General features: G+C 68.6%; 18 protein-coding genes. All 18 read right to left on the bottom strand.

The features are described 5' to 3' along the window. Window positions 1-25: 25 nt before the first annotated feature. Window positions 26-319 carry a hypothetical protein gene (locus IPJ61_RS21995; RefSeq protein WP_297113012.1) on the bottom strand — a complete coding sequence of 98 codons (294 nt, stop codon included), beginning with the start codon at window positions 317-319 and terminating at the stop codon, window positions 26-28. A gap of 346 nt (window positions 320-665) precedes the next feature. Further along, window positions 666-887, bottom strand: coding sequence for a hypothetical protein (locus tag IPJ61_RS21990; RefSeq protein ID WP_297113008.1), 222 nt, complete (start codon window positions 885-887; stop codon window positions 666-668). Further along, window positions 884-1234: a DUF6221 family protein gene (locus IPJ61_RS21985; RefSeq protein WP_297113005.1), complete on the bottom strand. Its 351-nt coding sequence runs from the start codon at window positions 1232-1234 to the stop codon at window positions 884-886. The genes IPJ61_RS21990 and IPJ61_RS21985 overlap by 4 nt, the downstream gene beginning before the upstream one ends. Further along, window positions 1231-2079, bottom strand: coding sequence for a hypothetical protein (locus IPJ61_RS21980; protein WP_297113003.1), 849 nt, complete (start codon window positions 2077-2079; stop codon window positions 1231-1233). Before IPJ61_RS21980 ends, IPJ61_RS21985 begins: the two co-directional genes overlap by 4 nt. Beyond that, window positions 2076-2675: a hypothetical protein gene (locus IPJ61_RS21975; protein WP_297113000.1), complete on the bottom strand. Its 600-nt coding sequence runs from the start codon at window positions 2673-2675 to the stop codon at window positions 2076-2078. The genes IPJ61_RS21980 and IPJ61_RS21975 overlap by 4 nt, the downstream gene beginning before the upstream one ends. A gap of 158 nt (window positions 2676-2833) precedes the next feature. Further along, entirely contained in the window at window positions 2834-3013 is a 180-nt protein-coding gene (locus IPJ61_RS21970; RefSeq protein ID WP_297112997.1) for a hypothetical protein, read from the bottom strand. Next, on the bottom strand, window positions 3010-3279 hold the full coding sequence (locus tag IPJ61_RS21965) for a hypothetical protein (protein WP_297112994.1): 270 nt from the start codon (window positions 3277-3279) through the stop codon (window positions 3010-3012). The genes IPJ61_RS21970 and IPJ61_RS21965 overlap by 4 nt, the downstream gene beginning before the upstream one ends. Beyond that, window positions 3276-3461, bottom strand: a complete 186-nt coding sequence (locus IPJ61_RS21960; RefSeq protein ID WP_297112991.1) for a hypothetical protein — start codon at window positions 3459-3461, stop codon at window positions 3276-3278. The genes IPJ61_RS21965 and IPJ61_RS21960 overlap by 4 nt, the downstream gene beginning before the upstream one ends. Continuing rightward, complete coding sequence (locus tag IPJ61_RS21955) at window positions 3458-3826, bottom strand: hypothetical protein (protein WP_297112988.1); 369 nt, start codon at window positions 3824-3826, stop codon at window positions 3458-3460. The genes IPJ61_RS21960 and IPJ61_RS21955 overlap by 4 nt, the downstream gene beginning before the upstream one ends. Further along, window positions 3823-5142, bottom strand: coding sequence for a ParB/RepB/Spo0J family partition protein (locus tag IPJ61_RS21950; RefSeq protein WP_297112985.1), 1320 nt, complete (start codon window positions 5140-5142; stop codon window positions 3823-3825). Before IPJ61_RS21950 ends, IPJ61_RS21955 begins: the two co-directional genes overlap by 4 nt. Next, window positions 5139-5378, bottom strand: a complete 240-nt coding sequence (locus tag IPJ61_RS21945) for a hypothetical protein (RefSeq protein ID WP_297112982.1) — start codon at window positions 5376-5378, stop codon at window positions 5139-5141. The genes IPJ61_RS21950 and IPJ61_RS21945 overlap by 4 nt, the downstream gene beginning before the upstream one ends. 88 nt (window positions 5379-5466) lie before the next feature. Continuing rightward, entirely contained in the window at window positions 5467-5904 is a 438-nt protein-coding gene (locus IPJ61_RS21940; RefSeq protein ID WP_297112979.1) for a RusA family crossover junction endodeoxyribonuclease, read from the bottom strand. Further along, on the bottom strand, window positions 5901-6215 hold the full coding sequence (locus tag IPJ61_RS21935; RefSeq protein WP_297112976.1) for a hypothetical protein: 315 nt from the start codon (window positions 6213-6215) through the stop codon (window positions 5901-5903). Before IPJ61_RS21935 ends, IPJ61_RS21940 begins: the two co-directional genes overlap by 4 nt. Next, on the bottom strand, window positions 6212-6637 hold the full coding sequence (locus tag IPJ61_RS21930) for a WhiB family transcriptional regulator (protein ID WP_297112974.1): 426 nt from the start codon (window positions 6635-6637) through the stop codon (window positions 6212-6214). The genes IPJ61_RS21935 and IPJ61_RS21930 overlap by 4 nt, the downstream gene beginning before the upstream one ends. Then, on the bottom strand, window positions 6634-7278 hold the full coding sequence (locus IPJ61_RS21925; RefSeq protein WP_297112971.1) for an Lsr2 family DNA-binding protein: 645 nt from the start codon (window positions 7276-7278) through the stop codon (window positions 6634-6636). The genes IPJ61_RS21930 and IPJ61_RS21925 overlap by 4 nt, the downstream gene beginning before the upstream one ends. Then, window positions 7271-7534 carry a hypothetical protein gene (locus IPJ61_RS21920; protein WP_297112968.1) on the bottom strand — a complete coding sequence of 88 codons (264 nt, stop codon included), beginning with the start codon at window positions 7532-7534 and terminating at the stop codon, window positions 7271-7273. Before IPJ61_RS21920 ends, IPJ61_RS21925 begins: the two co-directional genes overlap by 8 nt. Beyond that, window positions 7527-7838 carry a hypothetical protein gene (locus IPJ61_RS21915; protein WP_297112965.1) on the bottom strand — a complete coding sequence of 104 codons (312 nt, stop codon included), beginning with the start codon at window positions 7836-7838 and terminating at the stop codon, window positions 7527-7529. The genes IPJ61_RS21920 and IPJ61_RS21915 overlap by 8 nt, the downstream gene beginning before the upstream one ends. Beyond that, window positions 7831-8151 (bottom strand): hypothetical protein, encoded by a 321-nt coding sequence (locus tag IPJ61_RS21910; protein WP_297112963.1) that lies wholly within the window; start codon window positions 8149-8151, stop codon window positions 7831-7833. Before IPJ61_RS21910 ends, IPJ61_RS21915 begins: the two co-directional genes overlap by 8 nt. Between the last annotated feature and the right edge of the window lie 11 nt (window positions 8152-8162).

Genomic DNA, 8162 nt, shown 5'->3' with positions numbered 1-8162 from the left:
TCTCAGACTTTCGACCCCCCCTCCCTCAGCCCCAGTCCTGAGAGCTGCGAGGCGCCCGCCTGAGCGCCTCCCGCACTCGCACGCCATCCCGGAGGTTGCACAGCTCGCACCATGGCGCCTTGGGTCCGTCCGCTCCGCCTTGTGCGACGGCCCGCTTGTGCCCGAGGTGCCACGTCATCCCGTGGCGGATGGTGACCCTGCATCGGCCGGCGTGCTTGCCGCAGGAACCGCGGCAGTGGCAGCGGACGGGGCGGGCGTCGATCTCGGCCTGCCAGTCGGTGCGTTCCTTCTGGTGGGCCCAGTCGTACGGGTTGCCCACGTCAGCCCCCTCGGTCCGGCGTCATGCATCCGGGTCGGGTTCCATCTATGAGAGGCCCGGGCCAGCGCGTGGGCTGGACGGTCGGGCCGTGCTCCGGTTTCGTGGTGAGCCTGGTGAGGTCACCGAACCAAGGGGGCTGCAGGCTTCCCGGTGTGGACCGTCGACCCCACTCCGGGACGTAGGTGGTGGCCTGTGCGCTAGGGCCAGTGGGCCACCGGCACTGGCCGGTTGGGTAGCTCGGGACGTGCAACGACCCCGGGCTTATGAAGCTCCGGGGCCGGGTCGTAGGCCGCGATGGGCATACGTGTTTCAGAAAGAGTGTGAGACTGGCGGGTCTCGGAGTCAACTACACCGCTGTCATTCGGCGTGTCATGGGTCGCTTGCCCTTCCTCAGGAAGCGCTTCGGGATGGCGAACCATCGGGCGACGTCGGCCCGGGTGTAGGCCGGGAGGATCGTGAGCAGGAACGCCCCGCACCGCTTGCAGGTCTCACCCTCGACACCGTCCACTATGGAGGGCTTGGTGAGGTGGTGGCCGGTCTGGCATCGACGCTTGCCGCTGACGCTCATGCCCACGCCGGATCGAAGTCGCGGTGGGTGGTGTAGACCGAGGCCAGTGCGCGGAGAGTGCGGCACGGCCACTCGCGCGTCTGGTTGGCCATGAGCATCAGGTCGTCACAGCAGAGGCAGGCGTCTCGTGAGAAGTAGCCGGGGGTGAAGCCTTCCCACTCGGGCAGGTCGGGCACGTCGAGCCAAACCTCCCTGCCGCCTTCGGAGCATCCGTGCACCTCAACGATCGCCCGCTTGGCCTCGCACTCAGCCAGCAGTCGCGCCAGCACGTAGTCGTTGGGTACGTCGTACGGTAGGTCAGCCTCATCCTCAGCAATCCGGGCCAGCAGGAACTCCGTGATGTTCATGCGTTCGATCCTTCCTCAATCGGTTCGGTCTGTCCGAAGGTCGTCGTGATCTCGGACAGCGAGAGCTGGCGCGGACGGCCCTGCTCCCACGGTGGGTTGTCGATGATCGCCTTCACCTCGTGCACCACGAACACCCGCTTGCCGTCCACCTTGCCGGCATCCGACAGCAGGCCGAGCTTCCACCAGCGGTAGACCGTGGCCCTGCTCGCGAGTCCCTGCTCGTGCAGCTGCTCGGCGGTCATGGTCGCGTGCCGGTTGGGTGCCGCGTCCTCGATGCCGAGGGCGGCCAGGTCGAGCACGATCCTGCGCAGCTCGTCGGCCAGCTCGATGACGTAGGGCTGACCCACGATCCACTCGAGGTGACTGCCCAGCCATCCGGCCTCGGACGCCACGGACGGGCCGGGCTTGCTCGGGTGCGCGACACCCTCGCCGTCGACAGCCCAGATGACCTGGTCGGGGTCGGTCGGGATCCGGTGCCACGCCTCGTGGCGGTGCATGTCGTCGACGACGATCCCGACCCAGGACGCCAGCGTGGGCAGGATGCCCTGACGTCGGGCGCCCATGCGGCGGGCGGTGTCGGCCTCGATGACGGGATCGGCTGCGGTGTAGGCCGGCTTGAAGCGGCGGTCGGCCAGGTCGAGGGCGTCGAACTTCACGACATACCGGACGGCGGAGTCCAGTGGGTTGCGGTCGCCCTTGGCCAGCAGGTGGAAGTAGTTCCGATCGAGCAGCTCGGCGAGGGTGGGCAGGTCGGCGAGGTCGCGTTCGAGCTGGAGGCGGGCGGCGAGGTCGAGCCACTCGATCAGTTGGGGTGCCGGCGTCGGGTCGAAAGAGGCGGAGGTCATGAAGTTATCCACAGGCTGGGAACGGGCTCGGCCCATAGTTGAGTGGGGGGTTCAGTTGGTTGATGTTCTTCCAGGTGTCCTTCCTGCTCTCCTAACTGTTCTCCTCGGGGGGGGTCTATGTGTCCGGTGTTCAGGGACGTATTTGTCCGGCGTTCCCTCCGAATGGGGGGGTCTATGTGTCCGGCATAGGGGGGGTCTATGTGTCCCCCATTACCCGAGGGGGCAGCGGAGTTATCCACAGGCAGAGGCTCCTGTCCGAGATTCGGGAAGCGGTTCGGGTGGAGGTCGTAGACGGCCTGATGCCCGGGCGCCGAGGAGGTCACCAGCGTCACGGCGCCGGTCTTCTTCAGCTCCTTGATTGCGCGCTGGATGTACTTCTCGCAGGTCTCCCGGTTCGACTTGGTCAGGGCGTCGGGGTTCTTGCCGAGGACGCTGATGATGAGGTTGTCGTGCCCGCCGAAGTACTGCCCTCCCGCCGTGGTGGCCGTGCCCTGGTCGCGGGCGACGTAGCACATCTGGAGCAGCACCAGCCGTGCCCGGTCGGACAGCACGCACCAGCTGGGGTTGAGGGCGAGGCCTACGAGGCGGATGCCCATCAGGCCCACCGTCCCCAGCAGATGCAGACGTGCACACCGGCGTGCCCCCGGTCGAGGTAGCACCAGTGACCATCGGGCGAGGGGGCGGCGCAGCAGGCGTCCCAGCGGAGGCAGGGCATCGAGGTCCTTCGAGTCGTGATGGGTGGAGCTGGGCTGGGTCAGTGCTGCTGATGGGTCGCGAGGTGGTCCCGGGCGGCGGCCTCGCTGGAGAAGCCGACCCGGCAGTCCGTGCAGATCCAGACCGCCTGCCGCCGGCGTGAGTCGCGGACCCGGCGGACGGCCACGAGCATGACGGCCAGGACGATGGAGGCGGCGAGGAGATAGAGACCGAGGGTCATCGCTGAGCCTCTCGGATCAGGGCGGCGACCGCCTCGTCACGAGTGCGGTAGTCGCCTCCGGGGGTCGTGAAACCACTGGCAGTGCCGACAACGAACCGTCCACCGCGGGGGCGGACGATGCCGATCTTCACGCCGTGAAAGCGGACGTCCCACTGGCTCTCGACGACCTCCACCTCGGGGGGCAGCTCGACCGGCACTGGGTCGGAGAACCCGGGGTAGAGGGTCCATCTCCTGTCGCAACCGAAGACTCGCGCGAACCAGCTCATCGCCAGCCCCCCGCCAGCGTGAACCCCTCGAATAGCCCCGCCGAGATGGCGGCCGCGATGGTCACCCCAAGCAGGACGGCCACGAGGACGAGCAGCACGACCGAGGCGGCTCTCACGCCACGGCGGGAGGGCTCGATGTGGCGGCGGTCGTCGGACCATCGGCGGGTCTGTGGGCGGCTCATCGGTCGGCCCTCCTGTCGATGGCCTCGACCCACGCAACGGCGACGGCTGCAACCTGGATCAGCTCGGCACGCAGCAGGGCTGGGTCCTCCTCGGCCAGCGCCTCAGCGATCTCCTCAAGGGCGATATCTGACCAGGTGCCGTTGCCCATCCTGAAGCGGTACTCGCAGCGATTGCGGAAGGCATGCACGGCAGCGCCGGCCGCCCTGTCAGCCCAGACCAGCAGCGGGCCGGTGCCGTCCTTGTGGTTCTGCTCGCCCCACTTGTCGTGCTGCCGGACGCGTTCGTCCATGACTTCGCGCAGCACGCGCTCGGCGGTAGCCCTGCGGTTGAGGGCGGCGATGAGTTCTGCCGGGTGCTCGCTCATGCCTCCACCGCCTCGTCCTCAGTGGGCGGGGTGATGCGCGCCCGCTCAGCGTCCGACACCGGGTAGCCCAGCTGCTCCAGCAGGGCGTAGAGGGCGACCGACTCGACGCGGTCGTAGGCGTTCGTCCAGGGCGTGCCGGCGGCAATGTGGAGCGCGCCGAGCAGGAACCCAGAGGGGTCGGAACCGGGGAACGCCTCCGCGACTCGGGCCAGCCGGACGTGCAGGTCCGGGTAGTCGGTCTTGATGCCGGGACGCAGCCACTCGTCCACCTGGAAGCTGGTGTGGTGGATTCCGCCGGCGAGGGTGAAGGGCCCGACGATGGCCATGATGGCCAGCTGGTCCTTCGCTGCGATCCGCTTGCGGCTGCAGAAGGCCCGCACCCACTCGTCACGCAGCTCGTACAGGCTCTCGGCTTCCGCCGTCAGCCGGTCACGCTCGGCGGCGTCCGCTTCGCGCTCGGCGGCGCGGGCAGCCTCGGCGGACTCGTCGCGCACCGTCAGCCGGCGAAGGTAGATCCGGGTGTCGTACTCGGGGACGGCATAGCGGACGTCAGCGGCATCGCCCAGCCCTGCGTCCCCCATCTCGGCAATGATCTCGTCCAGCTCGGCGAGGGTCTCGACCGCACCGAGGGAGACGTGGGAGAGCTTGCGCTCATCCATCGTGACAAGCTGCACCCCAAGCTCGGCGATGCGTGCCAGCAGCGGAGCGCGATCCAGATCACGCTTGCGGGTACTCAGGGCATCGCGCAGCTTCCAGGCGAAGTTGGGGGTGCCGAGTGTGACGGCAACCATCTCGAGCAGATCGGGACGGTCCTCCAGCTTCAGCAGGTCGGCCGCATCATCCAGCGTCGCCTCGTGCGTGTGGACCTTCTCGCGGACCGACTCAGAGAGCTTCATCAGCTTCAGCCGGCCGTTCACGGTGATGGCCTTGCGCCCGGTGGCCTTCGCGATCGCCGCGGGCTTCATGCCCAGGTCCAGCAGCTGCTGGTAGCCCTCGGCCTCCTCGATCGGGCTGATTTCGGTGCGCTGCAGGTTCTCCAGCAGCATCAGCTCGATCTGACCCTCGGCCGAGATGTCCTCATCGATGACCGCGGGAACCTCGGTGAAGCCGGCGAGCTTGGACGCGGCCAGTCTGCGGTGCCCGATGATCGCGCGGTAGCGTCCCTGGTCGCCCCATGGGGTGACGAGCAGGTTCTGCCGGATGCCCTGGCTCTTGATGCTGGCGGCCAGCTCGGTCAGGTCACCGAGGTCGCGGCGCGGGTTGTGTGGGTGGGGGTCGATCAGGTCGACCGGCACGAACTCGATCTGGGTGCTCATGCCTCGACCGCCTTCGGGCGGAAGGTCTTGCTGCAGCGGGCATGCAGGCCGGGCAGGCGACGGGATGCCCCACCGCGGATGCCGCGACGCCGGAGGTCTGCCCGGTTCGGGACGACCTGCTCACTGCGCGAGTAGTGCCTCGGGTCGCTCTTCTCGATGACCTCGATGAGGCCCGGCTTGGTACGGCCGGCCCGGTTGGCGTTGGTGTAGGGGACGGTGTTGGAGCGCTTGCTCATGGGTGGGTTCCTTTCGACGGTTCGACGGGTGGAGACGTTCGCCCCGGCTGCCAGCGCTTCCCCACGTCTGGCAGCCAGAGCCAGCGGCTCAGCCGGAGGTTTCCCTGATGACGCACAGGTGCACGCTGGGGGTCTCGCCCCAGATCTTCTCGACGGCCCATGACGTGATCAGGCAGTCGTCGCGGACCACACCGGCCTGCGTCAGCGCGTCGCCGAGCGCACGCTGGAGCTTGTCCAGGTCGGGCGCTGAGGCCTTGTAGAGGGGCGCTGTGGCCTTAAGCACCGAGGCGTTCTTGCCGCTGCCGTAGTGGCTCGCCGGACGCTGGTAGGTGAAGGTCGCCTCGACGAACACCGCCGTGATGAACTTCTCGACGCCCTGCTCGGTCATGGCCTGCTGCAAGTTGGCGATCGCGTCGGTCCGCCACGGTGCGAGGTTCCTGTTCGCCTCGATCGAGAACTTGCCGACGTTGCGCTTGCTGCCCTGCTGTTGGGGCGTGCCGGGGATGGTGCAGGTGAGGATGCTCACGGTTGCACCTCGGCTTCGATGGCGTCCAGCAGGCGCACGGTCGGGCAGGGCCCCCAGTACTTGCACTCCGGGCAGACCATCGGAAATGAGTTCCCATCCCCACGAGGGAATCGCTCAATCGGCGTGTGCAACTCCCGCAGGGGTGCGAGCAGTGCCTTGGCGATGACGGGCAGGGTCCGAGCGGCGGCCTCACGGGTCGGAACGGTGACCTTGGGCTGCTGCTTTGCCCACGGGTCCGAGTCGTCCTCGAACTCGCCCCATGCTGCTTCTGCGGCCTGCTCGATGAGCGCGGCCTTGTCGATGGTGCTCACAGCCCCGCCCGCCGCTTGAGGTTGGCCGTGTAGGCCCGCTGACGGCACAGCCCGGAGCAGTAGAGCGCGATCCGGGACTTGGCCTCGAACGCATTGCCGCAGACCTCGCAGGTGGCCGTGATGACCTTGCGGGGGGCGGGCGGCTTCGGCACCCGCACGCGCGGCCCGCGGACCCGTGGCGGCTTCGCTTCCCCACCGTGCGCCACCCTGACCAGGTCGGCCGGGGTCAGCCCCGCGTAGCTCGTCGTGTAGGTGGGGTTCGGCAGGGGCTGCTCCAGCGCGTAGCTCAGGCAGCTCGACCGCACCGGGCAGCCAGCGCAGATCGGGCGCTGCTCGGTGACTTCGGCCTCGGTGAAGTCGGGGATTCCGGCGCAGGCTGCGTCGAGCATCCACTCGGTGCTGGCGTAGGTGATGGTGGTCATGCCTTGACCCCGTTCCGGTTGGCGTAGGCGTCCCGGACGCTGCCGGGGATCCGGCCGAACTCGGGACACACGACGCCGGCGCCCTTCGCCCACCTGCGGATGACCGCGGACTCACTGGCCTGCTTCGGCGCGGCAGCCTTGCGGGTGGTGGCCTTAACGACGGGAGCAGCCGACCCGCGCAGCTCGGCGCGGATCTTCGCCTCCTCGGCCTTGAGCTCAGCGAGCCGGGCCAGCTTGCCGGCCTTCTCCGCCTTGCCTGCGTGCTGCTTGCTGGCGGCAGCGAGGTCGGTCCGGTACTGCGTGAGCCGCTGCGCCAGGTCCTTGCCTCTGCTGACGAGGCGGGGCGACTCGATACGTTCGGCCTCCTTCAGCAGCTGCTCGATGCCGGTGGATGCGGTGATGCCGCCGGGGACGGGCTTGCCCTCGACCTCGGCCCGGACGGTGGCGCCGGCGTCGAGCTGCTTGCGCAGGGCGTCGGAGGCAGCGGCGAGCTTGCCCATGTCGGGGGCGCCATGCTCGCGGCCGATCTGGCGGACGGCATCGATGGGCAGGCCCATGCCGTCGGCGATCCACTGCGTGGTGCGGCCGCGGGCGAGGTGGCTGACGACCTGCTGCCGGGTGGCGAGGGTGGCCTCAGTCATGGGGCACCGCCTCGGGCGTCAGGTCGACGTCGCGGACAGTGGCCGGGTTGAGCAGGCGGCGGAGCTTCTCGGCGATCGCCGAGCCCTGCTCGTGGCTGAGCTTCTCGTTGGTGATGTTGAAGACGACCGGGACGCGGAGGCTGTCGCGGACGACCTTCACCATCTCCTCGGCGGCATCCGCCAGGCGATGCAGGTTCTCGCTGTCGCGGACCTCGTCACGTCCGCAGTCGGCGCAGGAGTGGGCGTGCTCACTCATCGTCGCCCACCTCGATCACGTGAACCGGGACGCCCTTGAGCACCAGCTCGGCCGCCAGCCGCATCTGCTCGGAGGTCGCCTCCTCATTGCTCAGCCGCAGCAGGTCCGGGTCGAACCCAAACGCCTGAGCCCTTGCGACCACGGCCGCGTAGTGCGCGACCTTGGCGATGCCGTACGCGGGCAGTCCGGTGTCCGATACGCCCAGGTTCTCGCGCAGCTCGGCCATGACGTCGCGCACCAGCTGATGCTCCAGCGCATTGTCGGCCTCGGCGACGAGGCGGTCCTTCCAGTCGCGGTCACTCATCGGAGCCGCCACCCTCCAGCACGCCGAACGGCAGCGGGGCCTTGTTCAGCCGCTTCTCACCACGGGCGACCATGGCGTTGCGGACCTCGACCGGGGTGTCCTCGGTCAGCCAGCCCTCAGCTCTGCGGATCTGGATGGTGGGCACGTGGATGCCCTTGTCGACCACGAACCGGACGTCCCGGACGTCGAACGTCACCACGGCGGTGACGGTCAGGCCCTCGGGATTGTCGGCCAGGGTCTCGGCGAGGTAGTCCAGGCCGTTGGTTTCGGAGTCACCCGGGAGGGCGGCTGCCAGCTTCATGAGATCGGACACAGTGGTTCCTT

Source organism: Tessaracoccus sp., from assembly GCF_016714275.1.
Taxonomy (GTDB): Bacteria; Actinomycetota; Actinomycetes; order Propionibacteriales; family Propionibacteriaceae; genus Arachnia.
The sequence above is the reverse complement of the archived record's forward strand: the minus strand, read 5'-3'. Positions and strand labels throughout refer to the sequence as shown.